At 58.4% G+C, this 18,689-nt stretch carries 15 protein-coding genes; 8 read left to right on the plus strand and 7 right to left on the minus strand.

The window, feature by feature from the left end; translation table 11 throughout:
- Nucleotides 1–4: 4 nt before the first annotated feature.
- Nucleotides 5–817 carry a crotonase/enoyl-CoA hydratase family protein gene (locus tag JOE34_RS19485; protein ID WP_003416456.1) on the minus strand — a complete coding sequence of 271 codons (813 nt, stop codon included), beginning with the start codon at nt 815–817 and terminating at the stop codon, nt 5–7.
- A 220-nt stretch (nt 818–1,037) separates the two neighbouring features.
- On the opposite strand from JOE34_RS19485, the gene JOE34_RS19490 reads away from it, so the two are divergent.
- Together JOE34_RS19490 and JOE34_RS19495 are read left to right on the plus strand one after the other, a co-directional pair.
- Nucleotides 1,038–2,522, plus strand: a complete 1,485-nt coding sequence (locus JOE34_RS19490) for an ATPase domain-containing protein (protein ID WP_024650114.1) — start codon at nt 1,038–1,040, stop codon at nt 2,520–2,522.
- The gene (locus tag JOE34_RS19495) at nt 2,519–4,549 is read left to right on the plus strand and encodes a response regulator (RefSeq protein WP_046266470.1); all 2,031 of its coding nucleotides are present in this window, start codon (nt 2,519–2,521) and stop codon (nt 4,547–4,549) included. Before JOE34_RS19490 ends, JOE34_RS19495 begins: the two co-directional genes overlap by 4 nt.
- Nucleotides 4,550–4,604: 55 nt before the next feature.
- Here JOE34_RS19495 and JOE34_RS19500 read toward each other — a convergent pair whose 3' ends face one another.
- The 5 genes from JOE34_RS19500 to JOE34_RS19520 form a co-directional block, all read right to left on the minus strand.
- Nucleotides 4,605–4,982 carry a response regulator gene (locus JOE34_RS19500; protein WP_003318062.1) on the minus strand — a complete coding sequence of 126 codons (378 nt, stop codon included), beginning with the start codon at nt 4,980–4,982 and terminating at the stop codon, nt 4,605–4,607.
- 101 nt (nt 4,983–5,083) lie between these two features.
- Nucleotides 5,084–6,265 (minus strand): hybrid sensor histidine kinase/response regulator, encoded by a 1,182-nt coding sequence (locus JOE34_RS19505; protein ID WP_004404756.1) that lies wholly within the window; start codon nt 6,263–6,265, stop codon nt 5,084–5,086.
- Nucleotides 6,259–6,873: a chemotaxis protein CheB gene (locus tag JOE34_RS19510; protein WP_003410240.1), complete on the minus strand. Its 615-nt coding sequence runs from the start codon at nt 6,871–6,873 to the stop codon at nt 6,259–6,261. Before JOE34_RS19510 ends, JOE34_RS19505 begins: the two co-directional genes overlap by 7 nt.
- Entirely contained in the window at nt 6,870–7,691 is an 822-nt protein-coding gene (locus JOE34_RS19515) for a protein-glutamate O-methyltransferase CheR (RefSeq protein WP_003318059.1), read from the minus strand. Before JOE34_RS19515 ends, JOE34_RS19510 begins: the two co-directional genes overlap by 4 nt.
- 49 nt (nt 7,692–7,740) lie before the next feature.
- On the minus strand, nt 7,741–11,259 hold the full coding sequence (locus tag JOE34_RS19520) for a response regulator (protein ID WP_024684611.1): 3,519 nt from the start codon (nt 11,257–11,259) through the stop codon (nt 7,741–7,743).
- 332 nt (nt 11,260–11,591) lie between these two features.
- Between JOE34_RS19520 and JOE34_RS19525 the strand changes: the two genes are divergently transcribed.
- Together JOE34_RS19525 and JOE34_RS19530 are read left to right on the plus strand one after the other, a co-directional pair.
- On the plus strand, nt 11,592–11,963 hold the full coding sequence (locus JOE34_RS19525) for a response regulator (protein WP_003318056.1): 372 nt from the start codon (nt 11,592–11,594) through the stop codon (nt 11,961–11,963).
- Complete coding sequence (locus tag JOE34_RS19530) at nt 11,956–13,290, plus strand: glycosyltransferase family 4 protein (protein ID WP_046266471.1); 1,335 nt, start codon at nt 11,956–11,958, stop codon at nt 13,288–13,290. Before JOE34_RS19525 ends, JOE34_RS19530 begins: the two co-directional genes overlap by 8 nt.
- Nucleotides 13,291–13,458: 168 nt before the next feature.
- Here the strand turns inward: JOE34_RS19530 and cobF are convergent, their stop codons facing one another.
- A complete protein-coding gene (gene cobF, locus JOE34_RS19535; RefSeq protein ID WP_004417887.1) occupies nt 13,459–14,217 on the minus strand; it encodes a precorrin-6A synthase (deacetylating) in 759 nt (252 codons plus the stop codon).
- A gap of 118 nt (nt 14,218–14,335) precedes the next feature.
- Between cobF and JOE34_RS19540 the strand changes: the two genes are divergently transcribed.
- From JOE34_RS19540 to JOE34_RS19555, 4 genes are all read left to right on the plus strand, one after another.
- Entirely contained in the window at nt 14,336–15,241 is a 906-nt protein-coding gene (locus tag JOE34_RS19540; RefSeq protein ID WP_003420778.1) for an AraC family transcriptional regulator, read from the plus strand.
- Between the two features lie 240 nt (nt 15,242–15,481).
- Entirely contained in the window at nt 15,482–16,804 is a 1,323-nt protein-coding gene (locus tag JOE34_RS19545; RefSeq protein WP_046266472.1) for a sugar ABC transporter substrate-binding protein, read from the plus strand.
- 87 nt (nt 16,805–16,891) lie between these two features.
- Entirely contained in the window at nt 16,892–17,824 is a 933-nt protein-coding gene (locus JOE34_RS19550) for a sugar ABC transporter permease (RefSeq protein WP_003318051.1), read from the plus strand.
- A gap of 10 nt (nt 17,825–17,834) precedes the next feature.
- On the plus strand, nt 17,835–18,668 hold the full coding sequence (locus JOE34_RS19555; protein ID WP_003347187.1) for a carbohydrate ABC transporter permease: 834 nt from the start codon (nt 17,835–17,837) through the stop codon (nt 18,666–18,668).
- Nucleotides 18,669–18,689: the final 21 nt, after the last annotated feature.

Below are 18,689 nucleotides of genomic sequence, written 5' to 3' on the forward strand. Positions count from 1 at the left end.
TGTATCAATTATCGAAGACCGGTTTCTGCTTGCTCATCTGCGCAGCCATCGCCAGTTTCAGGTCAGGTGATTGCAGCATGGCTGCGTTCCAGATGGCAACGTGTTCGAGACCGTCATCCACTCTGTGATCACGCATGTAGCTGATCATTTGCTTGGTGCCCTCGATGGCGATGGGCGATTTTCCGGCTATTTCCCGAGCCACCGCCAGGACACCCTGCAACAGACCGTCCGGGTCATCGAAGGTGCGATTGACCAGCCCGATCCGTTGCGCCTCTTCAGCGCCGACGGTACGCCCGGTGTAGGCCAGTTCGCGCAATACACCGTCACCGATGATCCTTGGCAGCCTTTGCAGCGTGCCGACATCGGCGGCCATGCCCATGTCGATCTCGCGAATGGCGAACTGCGCGTCGGCCGCCGCATAACGCATGTCACACGCGGAAATCAGGTCGATGGCGCCGCCCAGGCAATAGCCTTGAATGGCGGCGAGAACCGGTTTTCGGCAATTATCCACGGCAGTGAACGAGGCCTGCATGTCGCGGATCTTGCGGCGCAACAGACGGGCATTACGCCCGGCATCCTTGCCCATCTGGCTGGCGACCGAGGCCAGCAGAGCCAGATCGATGCCTGACGAAAAGTGTTTGCCCGCACCACTGAGCACCACGACGCGTACCTCGTCAGTGCGCTCTATCCAGTCGAAAATGTCGATTATCTCCGTCCAGAACGACTCGTTCATTGCGTTGAGTTTTTCAGGCCGGTTGATTTGTACGTGAGCAATGCTGTCGGCCAGCTCGACCCGGAAACTTTGATAATCGGTCACGACGTGATCCTCAGGCAGATTGGGGTGTTCAGGTGCAGGACTATAACAACAGCACCCGATACATCGTAACCGGGCTGAACTGACATTCGCCGGACCCGCAAACCACCCGCCCGGCTATATTGGATATGGCCGCCCCCCTCAAATAGAGGGAACGGCCGCATCACCTTAAGGTCCAGTAATGAATAGCAACAAAACCTGTGCGGTTATCAGAGGGCGATACTTGAATACGTCAAAAGCGGCAACCGGCATTGAAGGCCTGGACGACATCCTTGCAGGAGGTCTTTCACGCAGTCATGTGTTTCTTCTAGAGGGAGAACCCGGAACCGGCAAGACAACCGTAGCCCTGCAATTTCTGCAGGCCGGAGCGGCAGCGGGCGAAATATCCCTGTACATCACCCTGTCCGAGACCGAAAGCGAGTTGCGCTCGGGTGCAGCCTCGCACGGCTGGGAGCTCGACGAACATATCAATATCTTCGAGCTGACGCCGCCTGAAAGCCTGCTCGACGCCGATCACCACCAGAGCCTGCTCTACTCCTCTGACCTGGAGCTGGGTGAAGCAACGCGGCAGATATTCGAGGTGGTCGAGCGCGTCAAACCCACCCGTGTGGTGATCGACAGCCTCTCGGAAATCCGTCTTCTGGCGCAGAGTTCGTTGCGCTACAGGCGCCAGATTCTGGCCATCAAGCATTACTTCACGCGCTACAACGCGACGGTGCTGCTGCTGGATGACCTGACCACCGAGGCGCTGGACAAGACCGTGCACAGCGTTGCCCACGGCGTTATCCGCCTCGAAGCACTGACACCTACTTACGGTGCCGAGCGCAGACGTTTGAAAATCGTCAAATACCGTGGCCAGAAGTACCGCGGTGGTTTTCATGACTTCAACATTGCCGAGAACGGTATTCAAGTCTTCCCGCGCCTGGTGGCTGCCGAGCACCGCTCCAACTACGCGCGCACTCAATTGAGCAGTGGCATCAAGGAGCTGGACGATCTGTTGGGCGGCGGCATCGAGGGCGGCTCCAGCACCCTGATTCTCGGTCCGGCCGGGACCGGGAAATCGCTCATCTCGCTGGTTTTTGCCGCACAGGCGGTGGCGCGCGGCGAGCGTGTCGGCCTGTTCATATTCGATGAGGAAATGGGCCTGCTGTTCGAGCGCATGCTCAAACTGGGTATCGACCTGCGTGCGCTGCAGGAAACCGGCAATCTGGTGGTCGAACAGATCGACGCGGCAGAGCTGTCCCCAGGTGAATTCGCACACCGCGTGCGGCGCGCAGTCGATAGAAAGCAGATAAAGACCGTCGTCATCGACAGTATCAACGGCTATCAGGCGGCAATGCCGGAAGAAAGCGCGCTGGTTTTGCATATGCACGAGCTGCTGCTCTACCTCAACCGCCAGGGCGCCTCGACCTTCATGACCGTAGCGCAACACGGACTGGTGGGCGACATGCGCTCGCCGGTGGACATTACCTACCTTGCCGACAGCGTGATTCTGTTGCGCTATTTCGAAGCGCTGGGTCAGGTACGCCGTGCCATATCGATCATCAAGAAACGTACCGGCACTCACGAATCCACTATCCGAGAGTACCGCATCAGTTCCAGCGGACTGAAAATCGGCGAACCGCTGGCGGCCTTTCAGGGCGTGCTGCGCGGTGTGCCGTCATACATGGGTGACAAGAAACCGCTGCTGGAGGATGACGACCTGTGAGTACTCCAGGTCTGTTGTCAGAGCGCGCGATCATTCTCGCCCCACGCGGGCGGGACAGCCAGATCGCCACGCGTATTCTCGACGAAGCGGGCTATCCGGCAACGGTAGCCCATGATGTGTCCGAGCTGGTCAGAGAGCTGAGCGCGGGCGCTGGCCTGGCGATTATCGCCGACGAGGCACTGCGCAACGCCGACATGACCCCGTTGCTCGAACTCCTCGGCCGCCAGCCGCCCTGGTCGGACTTGCCGATCGTTTTGCTGACCCATCACGGCGGACCGGATCACAACCCGTCCGCACGCATGGGCAACCTGCTGGGCAACGTGACCTTTCTTGAACGCCCTTTCCATCCCGTCACGCTGGTCAGTCTGGTAATGACGGCTGTGCGTGGTCGTAGACGCCAGTATGAAGCCCGGGCGCGCATGGAGGACCTGCACGAAAGTGAAGGCCGCCTGCAGAACGCCCTGAAGGCTGGCAGGCTGGGCTCATGGGTGCTGGAAGCGGAACACCTCAAGCTGACCTGTTCGGACATCACCAAAAGTCATTACGGCCGCGATGAGCAGAATACGCTTGATTACCAGGAGTGGCTGGCCGCCGTCTACTTCGAAGACCAACCGAGGATGCAATCGGCGCTGCAGCGCAGCCTGGACACCGGTGTCGACTTGATCATCGAATACCGTAATGTCTGGCCGGATGGCTCACTCAATTGGGTGGATGTACGCGCCCGCGCCACTCGCAGCAAGAACGGCCTGATCGGCTCCCTTGCCGGTGTGACCTCTGACATCACCGAGCGCAAACAGGCCGAGTCGCAATTGCGTCGCCTCAATGAAACGCTCGAACAACAGGTTGAAGAGCGAACCTCGCAGCTGCGTCACAAAGAGGAGATTCTGCGCCAGTCACAGAAAATGGAAGCGGTCGGCCAGTTGACCGGCGGGATTGCCCATGACTTCAACAACATGCTGACCGGCATTATCGGCAGCCTGGAGTTGATAAGACGCCGGCTGGCGCGTGGCCGCATCGAAGACCTGAATGGCCTGATCGATCTGGGGGTCACATCGGCCAACCGCGCGGCCGCCCTGACCCATCGGCTGCTGGCCTTCTCGCGGCGTCAGTCGCTGGACTCCAAGCCGGTCGAAATGAACCATCTGGTCAATGCCATGGACGAACTGCTGCAGCGCAGCGTCAACGAGAGCATTCACCTGCAACTGCGTCTTGCGCACGATCTGTGGACCGCAGAAGCCGACCCCAACCAGTTGGAGAGCGCCCTGCTCAATCTGGTACTCAATGCCCGCGATGCCATGCCTGATGGCGGTACGCTGGTGGTCGAGACCTCCAATCAGCAGTTGGACAGATCCTTCACCAACGCCTACGAGAACCTGCTGCCAGGTGACTATGTTGTGCTGAGCGTCAGTGACAATGGCTGTGGCATGCCTGAAACCGTCATCAGTCGGGCGTTTGACCCTTTCTTCACCACCAAGCCCATCGGCCAGGGCACCGGCCTGGGACTTTCGATGATTTACGGCTTCAGCAAGCAATCGCACGGCCACGTCCTGATCAAGAGCGAGGTCGGCGTCGGCACTACCGTACAACTCTTTCTGCCGCGCTTTAAGGGGCTTGCGTCTGAGGCCGAGCAGACTTTCCAGAGCAATGCGGTTTATGCCGAGAATGGCGAGACCGTGTTGATCGTCGAAGACGACCCGGCCGTGCGTACGCTGGTCAGTGAGGTGCTCGGTGAGCTGGGCTACACCTTCATCGAGGCCGGAGAAGCGTCGGACGCGGTGCCGATACTCGAATCAGGACAGCGCATCGATCTGTTGATCAGCGATGTCGGACTGCCAGGCATGAACGGCAGGCAGCTGGCGGAAATAGCCAGACAACTGCGGCCGGAGCTCAAGGTGCTGTTCATTACCGGCTACGCTGAACATGCGGCGGTACGAGGAGGCTTTCTGGACACAGGGATGCAATTGATCACCAAGCCCTTTGCCTTCGATCACCTGACTTCAAAAGTACGGGAAATGATAGAAGCCTGAGCAATGCTCAGGCTTCAGGTAGCACAGACTCGTCCAGTTGCCCGCTCAGTCATCATCAAGCCAGCAGTTTCTGAATCTGGGTATGCAAGGTGTCCATGGTAAAGGGCTTGGCGAGAATGGGTGCCTTCAACGCAATCGGGCTGCCCGAATCGAGTATCTCCGCCGGGTAACCGCTGATGAAAATCACCTTCAACTCAGGCCGCAGCATGATCGCAGGCTCGGCAATCTGGACGCCCGAGACGCCGCCCGGCAGCCGATAATCGGTGATCATCAGGTCGAGATGGGGTTTGGTCGCCAGAATCTCGAAAGCCTGCTCGCCGTTCTCGGCTTTCAGGACACGATAACCCTCACCCGACAGATAATCGGCCAGAAGCATCAGGATCAGGGGCTCGTCTTCGACGATTAGTACGACGTTTTCTGCATCAGCGCTCATTGAACTGCCTTTGATCTTATAAATAGCTGCCATTACGACCACGGCACGCTTGGGAGGTTGCGCCAACCTGTGATTAAACTTGACTGCCGGTGGCGGCGACCTTACAGAGGCAGACAGATACGAAACACCGAACCCTTGCCCTCTTCACTTTCCACTTCGATGCGACCGCCGTGCGCCATGACGATCTGATCGGAAATGAACAGCCCAAGACCCAATCCGGCAACAGCGTGATTGCTCGACACCCGCTCGAACTGCTGAAAGATGCGCTTCTGGTTTTCGGCCGTAATGCCAATACCTTGATCCCTGACTTCGATGAACGCCTCGCTGTCCTTGCTGTACACATGCACTTCAATCGGCTTTCGCGCACCGTAGCGCAGCGCGTTGGTGAGCAGGTTGGCAACCACCTGCTCGATACGAAATTCGTCCCAGACGCCGATCACCGGCTGTTCGGCAAACTGGGTGATGCTGGAATCTGCGGCAGCGATCTGTGCGGCAAAGCTTTCCAGCAGTTGCGTGACCAGTTCGCTGAGGTCGAACGGACTCGGCCTGATCGACAGCTTGCCGGTGCGGATCCTCGATACGTCGAGCATGTCTTCGATAAGGCGGATAAGACTCTGGATCTGTCGCTCGTCGCGATCGACCATCGCGTGCAGCTTCTCCATGGTAAACGCCGCCGCGTTGTCCTTGGCCAGATGCAACTTGCGCAGCTGGGTCTCCAGAATCAGGCCGTTGAGCGGCGTGCGCACCTCGTGGGAGACGATGGACATGAAGTCATCACGCATGCGAATCGCGTGTTCCAGTTCGCCCTGAGTCGACTGTAGACGCTGGAGCAAGGCTTCCTGCTCCTGACGACTACGCTCAAGCTCCTCGACCTGTATTTTCATGGCCTTGCGCTGACGGTAAAGATCGACGAACACGTTGACCTTGCTCTTTACCGCGTGAATATCCAGCGGCTTGTGCAGGAAGTCCACGGCACCGCTTTCATAGCCCTTGAAGGCGTAATTCAGCTCGCGCCCAGCAGCGCTGACGAAGACGATCGGAATGCTTTTGGTCTTTTCCGTGCTGCGCATCATCTCGGCCAGCTCGAAGCCATTCATCCCAGGCATTTGAACGTCGAGGATGGCCATGGCGAATTCGTGCTGCAGCAGCAGTGAGAGTGCTTCGTCCGCAGACAGCGCCTTGTAGACGATTCGATCACCGCGCTTGATCAGCGCTTCGAGCGCCAGCAGGTTTTCCGGCAAATCATCGACGATGAGCAGTTTTGCCTGAATTTCACTTAACATGCGGTTCGTTCCAGCTCGACCAGCAAGCGGCCAATATCGTTCAGGGAAAGGAGGTAATCGGGCGAGTGCAGCGCCAGGCCCGCTTCAGGCATGGTAGACGCCTGGGCCTGCGCGGGGTCCTGAATCACCGTGAAACCACCGTACTTCTTGATCTGCAGCAACCCGTTCGCGCCGTCATTGTTGGCACCGGTCAACAGCACGCCAGCCAGTCGCGGCGCATAGGCATCAGCGGCCGAACCGAACAGAATGTCGATACTGGGCCTTGAATAAAACACCTTGTCCTCCTGACTCAGTGACAGGGAAAAGTCAGACTCCACCGAGACGTGATAACCCGCTGGCGCAACGTACAAAGTGCCGGGCACGATGCTCTCCTTGTCGTCGGCTTCCTTGACCGGAATTGCCAGACGGTTCTGAAACACATTGGCCAACTGGCTATGCCGATCATCAGGTAGATGCAGAACCATCAGGATAGGCAATGAAAACCCCCTGCGCAGACCGCTGAATATTTTCAGCAGGGCTTCCACGCCGCCCGCCGAGGCACCGACCACAATGGCATCGACCACGGGTAACGCGTGGCTGGGCGCTTCATCGCCAAACGTGGTTCTCATGATTTCCGGTAAATCCGCTCGGGTTTCACCAGCGCCTCGAAGTCGCCACCGTAGGCGGAAAATTCCAGCGTTTCCTTGCTGCCCAGCGCCAGAAAGCCACGATGACACAACGAATCATGAAACAACCCGAACGCTCGATCCTGAAGCTTTTTGTTGAAATAAATCAGTACGTTACGGCAAGAAATAAATTGCGTTTCGGAGAATACACTATCTGTGGCCAGACTGTGATCGGCAAACGTGACGTTCTCGCACAGCGTCTTGTCGAAGATTGCATAGTCATAGGCAGACGTGTAGTACTCGGCAAAATCGCGCTGCCCTCCCGCCTTTCGATAGTTCTCGGCATAGGCCCGCACGTTGTCCATGGAGAAGATGCCCTGCTTGGCCTTTTCCAGCGAGCTGGGGTTGATATCGGTCGCATAGATGATGGTCCGCTCCAACAGCCCTTCCTCGCGCAACAGAATAGCCGTGGAATAGACCTCTTCGCCCGTGCTGCAACCGGCGATCCATACCTTGAGTGACGGGTAAGTGCGCAGCACCGGCACAACTTCGTTGCGGATCGCCAGAAAGTGCGACGGGTCACGAAACATCTCACTGACCGGAATCGTGAGAATCTGCAGCAGCTGCATGAACGCTGCAGGATCATGGAGCACACGCTCCTGCAAGGCGGAGATGGTTGCACAATCGAACTGACGCAGCGCATGGATCACGCGGCGCTTCACCGAAGCGCCGGAGTAGTCACGAAAGTCGTAGCTGTACTGAAGGTAAATCGCTTCGATCAGCAGGCGCAGTTCGATGTCCATGCTTCGATCAATGGGCATGGTACCGCCCGGGGCTGGCATCGCAGACGCCCCTCCATTCAAGCCTCATTCAGATACGCTCCATCTTCGGCAGCCAGACGCGGATCAGCGAAAACAGTCGGTCCAGATCGATGGGCTTGGCCAGGTAATCGTTGGAACCCGCCTGCAGGCAGCGCTCCTGATCATCCTTCATGGCCTTGGCCGTGACGGCAATGATCGGCAGCTTGCGCCAGCGCGGGTCCTTGCGAATCTCGATGGTCGCTTCAAAACCGTCCATTTCAGGCATCATCACGTCCATCAGGACCAGATCGATGTCTTCCACTTCATTGAGCCTGGCAATCGCCTCCAGACCGTTGCGGGCGATTTCCACCACCGCGCCTTTATGTTCAAGGGCACTGGTCAGGGCAAAGATGTTACGCACATCGTCGTCGACCACGAGGATCTTGCGCGCCTCGAAGACCTTGTCACGGCTACGCGCGGTCTTGAGCATCTTTTGCCGCTCGTTGGACAGTTGCGATTCGACCTTGTGCAGGAACAGCGTGACCTCATCGAGCAGCCGCTCAGGCGAACGCGCACCCTTGATGATGATCGAGCGCGAGTATTTCATCAGCTCGGCTTCTTCATCGCGGGTCATATTGCGGCCGGTATAGACGATCACCGGCGGGAAGGCACAGATGTCTTCCATCGACATGCGCTTGAGCAACTCGTTGCCGAGCATGTCCGGCAGCTTCAGATCGATGATCATGCAGTCGTAGACGTGATCGCGCAGCAGGTCCAGCGCCTCCTGGGCGAAGCCTACCGCAGTGATTTCAATATCATCGTCACCGATCAGGCGCGCGATGCTGTCACGCTGCAGCGCGTCATCCTCGACCAGCAGGATACGTTTGACCTTCTGCGTCAGCTTGGCTTCCAGCTTGGCGAACACGTCCTTGAGCTCTTCACGCGTGGTCGGCTTGACCGCGTAGCCAATCGCGCCCATATGCAAGGCGGCTTCCTGGCGATCTTCGACCGAGATCACGTGCACCGGAATGTGCCGGGTGGGCGCTAGCTCCTTGAGACGCTGCAGCACAGTCAGGCCCGAATGGTCCGGCAGGCGCATGTCCAGCAGGATCGCATCCGGCGTATAGCGGGATGCCAGATTGAAGCCATCGTCGGCAGCATGCGCTACCAGACAGTCGTAGCCCAGTTCGTGGGCGAGATCGTAGAGAATCTGGGCGAATCGCACCTCGTCTTCGATCACCAGAATGCAGCGTCGCTGGAAAGGTGCCTTGTCGCGGTCGTCGGCAAATACCGGCACCGGCGTATCCATCGGCACGGGTGCCGGAACAGGCTGCGCAATGACCGGAAGCACAGGGGCATACGGCTGCAGCGCAGCAGGCGCTGGCACGATTGGCAGATCGCTGCCCGGCTCGCGATCGTCTTGCTCGACGTAATGCTCCGGCAGCACCAGGCTGAAAATACTGCCCTGCCCCGGTGCGCTGGTCACACTGATCGACCCGCCCAGCAATGCCGCCAGATCTCGTGAAATCGACAGCCCCAGTCCGGTACCGCCATAACGCCGGTTGGTGGTGCCATCTGCCTGACGGAACGCTTCGAAAATACCCTGCTGGTGCTCCTCGGCGATGCCGATGCCCGAATCACGCACGATGAAGGCGATACCTGCGCCCGGCTGACGCGAAACGACCATGCTGACCGAGCCGGCCTCGGTGAACTTGATCGCGTTGGACAGCAGGTTCTTGAGGATCTGCTCAAGACGCTGGCGATCGGTGAACAGCATGGTGGGCGCGCCGGTCTGGATGTCGACGGTAAACGCCAGCTTCTTCTCGGCGGCCAGCGGTTGGAAGAGCGTCCGCAGACCTTCGACCAGTCGGGGAACGCTGCTGTTTTCCGGGCGCACTTCCAGTTTGCCGGCCTCGACCTTGGAAATATCCAGAATGTCGTTGATCAGATTCAGCAGGTCATTACCCGCCGAATAAATCGACTCGGCAAACTTGACCTGTTCGGCGGTGAGGTTTTCGCCCGGGTTCTCGGCCAGCAGTTTGGCGAGGATCAGCGAGCTGTTGAGCGGCGTGCGCAGCTCGTGGGACATGTTGGCGAGGAACTCGGACTTGTACTTGCTGGCACGCTGCAGCTCGTCCGCCCGCGCCTGCAACTCGGCCTGGGCGATATTCAGTTCTTCGTTGTTGCGATCCAGCGCATCGCGCTGCTCGGCCAGCGCTTGACTCTGGTCGGCCAACTGCTCGTTGGTCTGCTCGAGTTCGGCCTGCTGGGTCTCCAGATGAGCCTGGGATTCCTTGAGGATGCGCGACTGCTCCTCCAGCTCTTCGTTGGCGGTGCGCAGTTCTTCCTGCTGCACCTGCAGCTCTTCGTTGAGCTGCTGGGTCTCGGCCAGCACCTCCTGCAGACGCTGGCGATAACGGGCGGCTTCGATGGACGTGCCGACGTTGTCCGCCACCAGCTCAAGGAACTCGATGTCCCGCTCGGTCAGGGCACGCAAAAAGCCCAGTTCGATCACCCCGTTGACCTGATCGTCATTGCTGGTTGGCACCACCACCACGCTGCGCGGTGAACCGTCGCCCAGGCCGGAAGCAACCTTGAAGTAATTATCCGGCAGTTCATCCAGCGTAATGATGCGGTCCTGCTGGGCGGCCTGCCCGACAATGCCTTCATCACTGTGAATGGTCTGATCTTGCTGCTCCTGTTCGCGGGAGAAGCCATACGAGGCTGCGCGCGTCAGGCCGCCGTGGTCTTGGCGAATGTAAACCGCCGCCACCGACGCGCCCAGGTATTGGGTCAGGAACTGGAGGATATTGCGGCCCAGCATGCTCAGCGTCAGTTGCCCCAGAACCTGCTCAGCCAGCTCGCTCTGGCCATTGCGCAGCCAGGCTACTTTCTGCAGACGCTCGGAATTGATTTCCTGCAGCCTGAGGTTTTCGCTGTAAGTATTCGACAGCGACAACAGATCCCTGCGGCCGATATAGGCAAGAATTGCGCTGACGATCACCACGAATATCAGATAAAGGGTGACGGAAAGAATGGTACTGCGCGTGACTTCAGCATTGCGGTTCAGTCGAAGCTGTTGCTCCATCTCCACGGCCTGATCATATTCGGTACGGATCTGGTCGGTGATGCGTTTGCCACGTCCGGCCAGCACCGGCGTTTGATAATCGCCGTTGGTGCGCCGTAACGTGATCATCTCCTGGGCGAACGCATTCCACTCCTGCTGCAGCGTGGACAGACGTCTGAACCGATCCAGCTGCGTAGGGTTGTCGTCTACCAGTTTCTCCAGCCCCTGCAGCTCGGCGAGCAACAGCGGCTTGGCGACCTCATAGGGGTCGAGAAAATGCTGATCACCCGTCAGCAGAAAACCGCGCATGCCGGTTTCCATGTCTATCGACAGTTTCATTGAGCGGTTGGTGTTGTTGATTACCCGGTCAGTGTGCTCGACCCACTGTATTGCAGTGAGCAGATAACTGATCAGCAAAATGAAGAAAACTGCGCTCAGTACACCGACACCCAATGGCAAGCCAACGTTACGACCCAGCAATTTTCGAAAGCGTTGTTCATCGACAACAGACGTCCGATTCATGAAATATCCCTGACGAGTGGATCAAAACCGTAGAGTTTGCCGTAAACCTACGAAAAACACTCTTATTTCCGACATAGAGGATTGAAATTTCACACATAAATGGGCGATAAGCTCACGCCTGTATTCATTAATGACGCCAACCCGTGATTCGCCCTCGCGATTTACGGTATTTGTGCCTCGATTGAACTTCCACCCGGTTTTTATTTACTGATACAAGGACTGTATCAACAGCCGACAGGCCCTCGCTCGGTTACCCTGAGTCGACGGGAAAGGATGCGCAAAATTCCACACTGTCTGCGCTATCGCCATTATTCAGGTTTAAGGAGTCAACCATGCCCGACACAGCCCGCACCATTCTCGTGGTCGAAGACGACGCCATAGTGCGCATGCTGATTGTCGACGTGCTCGAAGAGCTGGAATACAGGGTACTGGAAGCCGAGGACGCTACGTCGGCACTGACCTTTGTTGCAGACGATTCCAATCACATCGACCTGCTGATGACTGACCAGGGACTGCCTGACATGAAAGGCACCGCACTGGCCAAAAAGGTCATCGAACTTCGCCCGCAATTGCCGGTGCTGTTCGCCAGCGGTTACTCGGAAAATATCGACGTGCCGCCAGGCATGCACTCGATCGGCAAGCCGTTCTCCATCGACCAGTTGCGTGACAAGGTAAAAAGCATTCTTGGAAACAGCCTTGACTGATATCGACGCTGCCCTCAACAGCACTGAAAAGCCTGTCAGCACCCGCTTATTGATCATCGGCTACGTATGGCCAGAGCCGCGTTCCTCGGCTGCCAGCGGGCACATGATGCAACTGATTCAATGCTTTCTGGAGCAGGACTGGCAGATCACCTTCGCCAGCCCTGCCACCGAAGGCGAGCACCGCGCCGATCTGCTCAGCCTGGGCATCCGCGAAGTGCACATCGCGCTCAACGACAGCAGTTTTGACGTGTTTGTCAGCGAATTGCAGCCTGACGTCGTGCTCTTCGATCAGTTCATGATCGAGGAACAGTTCGGCTGGCGCGTCGAGCAGCAGTGTCCCGACGCACTACGCATTCTGGAAACGTCGGATTTTCAGAGCCTGCGCCACGCACGCCATCAGTTGTTGAAGGATTTGCTTAACAGCGATTGCGCCGAGGCCGGACCGTGCAGCGCCGACGTTTCAGCGCCGCAGCTTTTCCGGCGGATCGCATCCAGTGATCTGGCGCAGCGCGAAATTGCTTCGTTGTATCGCTGCGACCTCAACCTGATGACGTCGGATGTCGAAATCGCCCTGTTGAGCGGCTCTTTCGGCCTGCCCGCCGCGCTGCTGCACTGGTGTCCGCTGATGATCGACGGCGCGCCCGACAGCTTCCGGCCTTTTGCAGAGCGTGCGCACTTCCTCAGCATCGGCAACTTCCGCCATGCGCCCAACTGGGATGCGGTGCTGTGGATGAAAACCGCTATCTGGCCGCTGATTCGTCAGCAACTGCCTGACGCTCAGTTGCACATCTACGGTGCCTACACGCCACCCAAGGCCTCGGCGCTGCACAATGCCTCGCAGGGCTTTCATGTGAAGCACTGGGCCGAGGATGCGCTGGAGGTCATGTCCCATGCGCGGGTGTGCCTCGCGCCATTGCGCTTCGGGGCCGGCATCAAAGGCAAGCTGATGGACGCGATGCTCTGCGGAACGCCGTCAGTCACGACGCCGATGGGTGCGGAAGCCATGAGCGGCGGGCTGCCGTGGCCCGGCATCATTGCCGACAACCCTGCGGAAATCGCGGGCGCTGCGGTCAGGCTTTATCAGGACCAGAACCTCTGGCTTGAAGCGCAACAAGCGGGTCAGGCGTTGCTGCAGGCGCGCTTTCAGCATCGGCAGCACTGTGCGAGCCTGATCGAACGCATCGACACCCTTCGCAACGAACTCGCGGAGCATCGTCTGGCGAACTTCACCGGCGCCATGCTGCGGCACCATCACCACAAGAGCACCAAATACATGGCGCAGTGGATCGAAGCGAAGAATCGCAACAAGGATGAAAAACCGGCTTAGGCTCAATGAGAAAAGTCGGCGAGCGAAGGTCAGGCAAGGCAAAAACAGGCGAGGAACGGCCGGGTCGCGTTCGACTCTACGGTTTGTAAATGAGCATTCCGATCGGACTCGCGCACGAGCCTGTTTTTAACGCAGCATCACCGAGCGCAGCCACTTTTCCCGCAGAGCCTATGCCGGTTTGCGCAGCAAATAGGTATCCATGATCCACCCCCTGCGCTCGCGTGCCTCGCTGCGCAGCCGCTTGATCTGCTCGCAGACCTCATCGAGCCGCCCGGCCACCAGTATCTCGTCCGGCGTGCCCAGGTACGCGCCCCAATAGATGTCCAGCCCCTGCCCCACATAGCGCTCGAATGTGCAGTGTGCGTCGAGCATTACCACAACGTTGCCGGGCTGCTGCAGCGGAGCTGTCGCCATGCGTCGGCCGGTGGTGATATGAATCGACTCGCCGATGCGATTGAGCGGGATCCGGTGTCGCGCGACCAGGCTCTGGACGCTGGTGATACCGGGAATCACCTGATATTCGAATACCTCCTTACCCCGCGCCAGAACCTGATCAAGGATGCGCATCGTGCTGTCATAGAGCGACGGGTCGCCCCAGACCAGAAACGCGCCGACCTGATCCACGCCAAGCTCATCAGTCAACAACCGCTCGAAGAGTATCGCACGCTGTTCGTGCCACCCTTCGATGCCGCGCTCGTAGGCCTGCGGATCATCTTCACGCCGAGGATCCTGAACTTGCACCAGACGGTAGCGTTCATGAGTGATAAAGCGCTGACAGAGCTCTTTGCGCAGCCTCAGCAACTGATCGTCGACATAGCCCTTGTCGAGGATGAAGATCACCTCTGCACGGTTCAGGGCCGCAACGGCCTGCAGGGTGATCTGCTCGGGATCCCCGGCCCCCATGCCGATCAGCAGGATCTGTTTCATCGGTCAACGCCTCCACTGGCAGAGGCCCGATCGTAGGCGATTTTTGCCAATGACCGGGCATTGAACTGAAAAATCAGGCACATTACTCTTCTGGCAACGGATGAACATGACATCGCCAATGAATAAAACAACAAGAATTGCCGACCCTTCCTACGAATTGATGGACGACCACAACGGTCTGTCGATCATCTACCGCGAGCATGGTTTCCCCTGCCCGCTGGTGCGCTGGCATTTCCACAAGGAATATGAACTGCACCTGATCGTCGCCAGCTCCGGCAAGGTATTTGTCGGTGATTACATCGGCAACTTCAATCCTGCCAGCCTGTTTCTCACCGGCCCCAACCTGCCGCATAACTGGATCAGCCAGATCGACGACGGTGAAGTGGTGCCCAAGCGCGACATGCTGGTCAACTTTACCGATGAGCTGCTGGAAAGCGGCAATCAGGTGTTTGCCGAACTCAAGACCCTGACGCCGTTACTGGAGCGCGCCCGCTACGGCATCGAATTTCGCTGCAAACGCACGATTCGTCAGGCGATGAAGCAAATGCAGAAAATCGCCGACTCGCGAGGCATTACTCGCCTGGGCCACTTCTTCATCCTGCTCGAACTGCTGGCCGCCAGTGAAGATTACCAGTTGCTGTCGGGCACAGCGGTTGCCCATACGGCGGACGAGCACAGCGTGGATCGCACCAACCGGGCGGTGGATTATATCTTCGCCCACTATGGCCGCGAGCTACCGCTGGAGGAAGTCGCCGAGTATCTGGGCATGAAGCCGACCTATTTTTCCAGGGTGTTCAAACAGGCTACCGGGCGCTGCTTCGTGGAGTTCGTCAATCGGCTGCGCATCAGCAAATCATGCGAACTGCTCGCCGACGGCGACAAACCGGTCACCGATGTGTGCTTCGAGTCCGGATTCAACAATATTTCCAACTTCAATCGGCGTTTCCAGCAACTCAAGGGCATGACCCCGTCGCACTACCGCCGCCTCGCCGTTCAGCGTCTGACCGAACAAAACCTGTACTGATTTGCCCCGCCCTCGTCCTCATCGTCTACGCTGGAGTTGCGCCGAAGCCGCCCTATGGGCGATTCGACGCTGTTGCCTTTTCACATCCGAGTGCAAAAAAGTATCAGTCAGAGTGCGGCGCAGGATTTGTCTTTCAGACCGAACGCCGGTGTAATCAGTGCACATCTTCCTCACCTCCGGAAGAGAAAAAAACAATAACCATCCTTCTACAGTCCTTTGGGCGTGGAAGAGGAGTGATCAATGAAGAACTCAACAAAACTTCTGCTCGCCAGTTCCGTCCTCAGCACCTGTTTCGTGTTCAGTGGCAGTGCCACAGCGGGGACCGTGACCATCGCCACGGTCAACAACAGCGACATGATTCGCATGCAACGCCTCTCCAAAACCTTCGAAGAACAGCACCCCGATATCAAGCTCAACTGGGTCGTGCTGGAAGAGAACGTCCTGCGTCAACGCCTGACCACTGACATCGCCACCAAGGGCGGCCAGTTCGACGTGCTGACCATCGGCATGTACGAAGCCTCACTCTGGGGTCAGAAAGGCTGGTTGCAGGAAATGAAAGACCTGCCTGCCAGTTACGCGCTGGACGATGTGTTCCCTTCCGTGCGTGACGGCCTGTCGGTAGACGGCAAACTGTTCGCCCTGCCGTTCTATGCTGAAGCCTCGATCACCTACTACCGCACCGACCTGTTCAAGGCCGCGGGCCTGACCATGCCCGAGCGCCCTACCTGGACCCAGATTGCCGAGTTCGCCGGCAAACTGACCGACAAGTCCAAGGAGCAGTACGGCCTCTGCCTGCGCGGCAAGGCTGGCTGGGGCGAGAACATGGCGCTGATCACGACGCTGGCCAACGCCTATGGCGGGCGCTGGTTCGATAAGCAGTGGACGCCACAGTTCGATCAGCCAGAGTGGAAGAACGCGCTGAACTTCTACGTCAACACCATGAAGCAGTCCGGCCCGCCGGGCGCCTCCAGCAACGGCTTCAACGAGAACCTTGCGCTGTTCAACAGCGGCAAGTGCGCCATCTGGGTCGACGCCAGCGTGGCCGGATCGTTCGTGACCGACAAGAAGCAGAGCAAAGTGGCTGACAGCGTCGGCTTCACCTACGCCCCGCACGAAGTGACCGACAAGGGCTCATCGTGGCTGTACTCGTGGTCGCTGGCAATCCCGACCAGCGCCAAGAACACCAAGGACGCTGCCGAGTTCACCCAGTGGGCCACCTCGAAAGAGTACGCCAAACTGGTCGCCGATACCGACGGTGTGTCCAACGTACCACCTGGTACGCGCGCCTCGACCTATACCGACGAGTATAAAAAGGCTGCACCGTTTGCCAACATCACGCTGGAGTCGCTCAAGAAAGCCGATCCCACGGCCCCAACGCGCGATCCCGTGCCTTACGTCGGCATTCAACTGGTCACCATTCCCGAGTTCCAGGCCATCGGCACCAGCGTCGGTCAGCAGTTCTCCGCAGCACTCATAGGTCAGTTCACGGTGGATCAGGCATTGAAGAATGCGCAAGACGCTACCGCGCGCGACATGAAACGAGCGGGTTACCCGAAAAAGTAACCGTCACTCACCAGGGCGAAAGCCAATGCTTTCGCCCTGCCGCTCAACTGCGCAACAACTCTGGTGCAATCCGGTTCGGAGCTCCCCATGAATACCTCAGCCTCCCCTGAACGCACGGACCTGTCCGGCGAACAGCAACCGCTCAAAAGCCGTCGATTCAAGCCGGGCTGGTTTCTGGTCAGTCCTTCCGTGGCGCTTCTGCTGGTGTGGATGATCGTGCCGCTGGGCATGACCATTTACTTCTCGCTGATCCGCTACAACCTGCTCTCCCCCGGCGAAAACGAATTCGTCGGCCTGGAGAACTTCCAGTATTTCGTGACCGACAGCGGCTTCTTGCCGGGTGCCGGCAATACATTACTGCTGGTCGGCAGTGTGCTGGCGATCAGTGTGATCCTCGGCGTGCTGATTTCGGCACTGTTGGAAGCCAGCGAGTTTTTCGGTCGCGGCATCGTTCGCGTACTGCTTATCTCGCCGTTCTTCATCATGCCCACGGTCAGCGCGCTGATCTGGAAAAACCTGATCTTTCATCCGGTGTCCGGCGTACTTGCGGCGGTCTGGAAGTTCTTCGGCGCCGAACCGATTGACTGGTTCGCCCATTACCCGATGCTGTCGATCATTATCATCGTGTCGTGGCAATGGCTGCCCTTCGCCATTCTGATCCTGATGACCGCCATGCAGTCGCTCGACCAGGAACAGAAAGAAGCAGCGCGGCTGGACGGCGCCGGTCCGCTGGCGATCTTCTGGCACCTGACCCTGCCGCACCTGGCGCGTCCGATCGCCGTGGTGGTGATGATCGAAACGATCTTCCTGCTTTCGGTATTCGCTGAAATCTTCACCACGACCAACGGCGGGCCGGGCTTTGCCTCGACCAACCTGGCTTACCTGATCTACATCCAGGCGCTGCTGCAGTTCGACGTCGGCATGGCCTCGGCGGGCGGGCTGATTGCCGTGGTCATAGCCAACATCGCGGCGATCATCCTGATCCGGATGATCGGCAAAAACCTCACCGACAAGTCATGAGGACCTTGCCATGATGACCCTCAAACAATCACGCCGTCTGCAAAGCCTGCTGCTCGGGGCTCTGTCCTGGATCATCGCTGCGCTGGTGTTCTTTCCGATCTTCTGGATGGTCCTGACCAGCTTCAAGACCGAGATCGATGCATTCGCGACACCGCCACAGCTGTTCTTCACCCCGACGCTGGAAAACTACCTGCATATTCAGGAGCGCAGCGATTACTTTCATTTTGCCTGGAACTCGGTGCTGATTTCCTTCAGCGCCACGGTGCTGGCCATGCTGATCGCGATTCCTGCGGCGTATTCCATGGCGTTTTTCGAGACCAAGCGCACCAAGAGTACACTGCTGTGGATGCTCTCGACCAAGATGCTGCCGCCGGTGGGCGTGCTGATGCCGATCTATCTGCTGGCCAAGACCTTTGGCCTGCTCGATTCGCGGCTGGCGCTGATCATCATCTATACGCTGATCAACCTGCCGATCGTGGTCTGGATGATTTACACCTACTTCAAGGATATCCCCGGCGAGATCCTCGAGGCCTCGCGGCTGGACGGGGCCAGCACCCGCCAGGAGATCTTTCGCGTACTGATGCCGATCTGCAAGGGCGGCCTGGCTTCCACCGCGTTGCTGTCGCTGATCCTGTGCTGGAACGAAGCATTCTGGTCGCTGAACCTCACCTCATCCGCCGCAGCGCCGTTGACTGCCTTGATCGCTTCCTACTCCAGCCCTGAAGGGTTGTTCTGGGCCAAGCTGTCAGCGGTCTCGACCCTGGCGTGTGCGCCCATTCTGATTTTCGGCTGGATCAGTCAGAAACAACTGGTTCGCGGCCTGTCGTTCGGCGCTGTCAAATAGCCCGGCCCAAAGAACAAGAAG

The organism is Pseudomonas sp. PvP028 (genome assembly GCF_017832255.1).
Taxonomy (GTDB): domain Bacteria; phylum Pseudomonadota; class Gammaproteobacteria; order Pseudomonadales; family Pseudomonadaceae; genus Aquipseudomonas; species Aquipseudomonas syringae.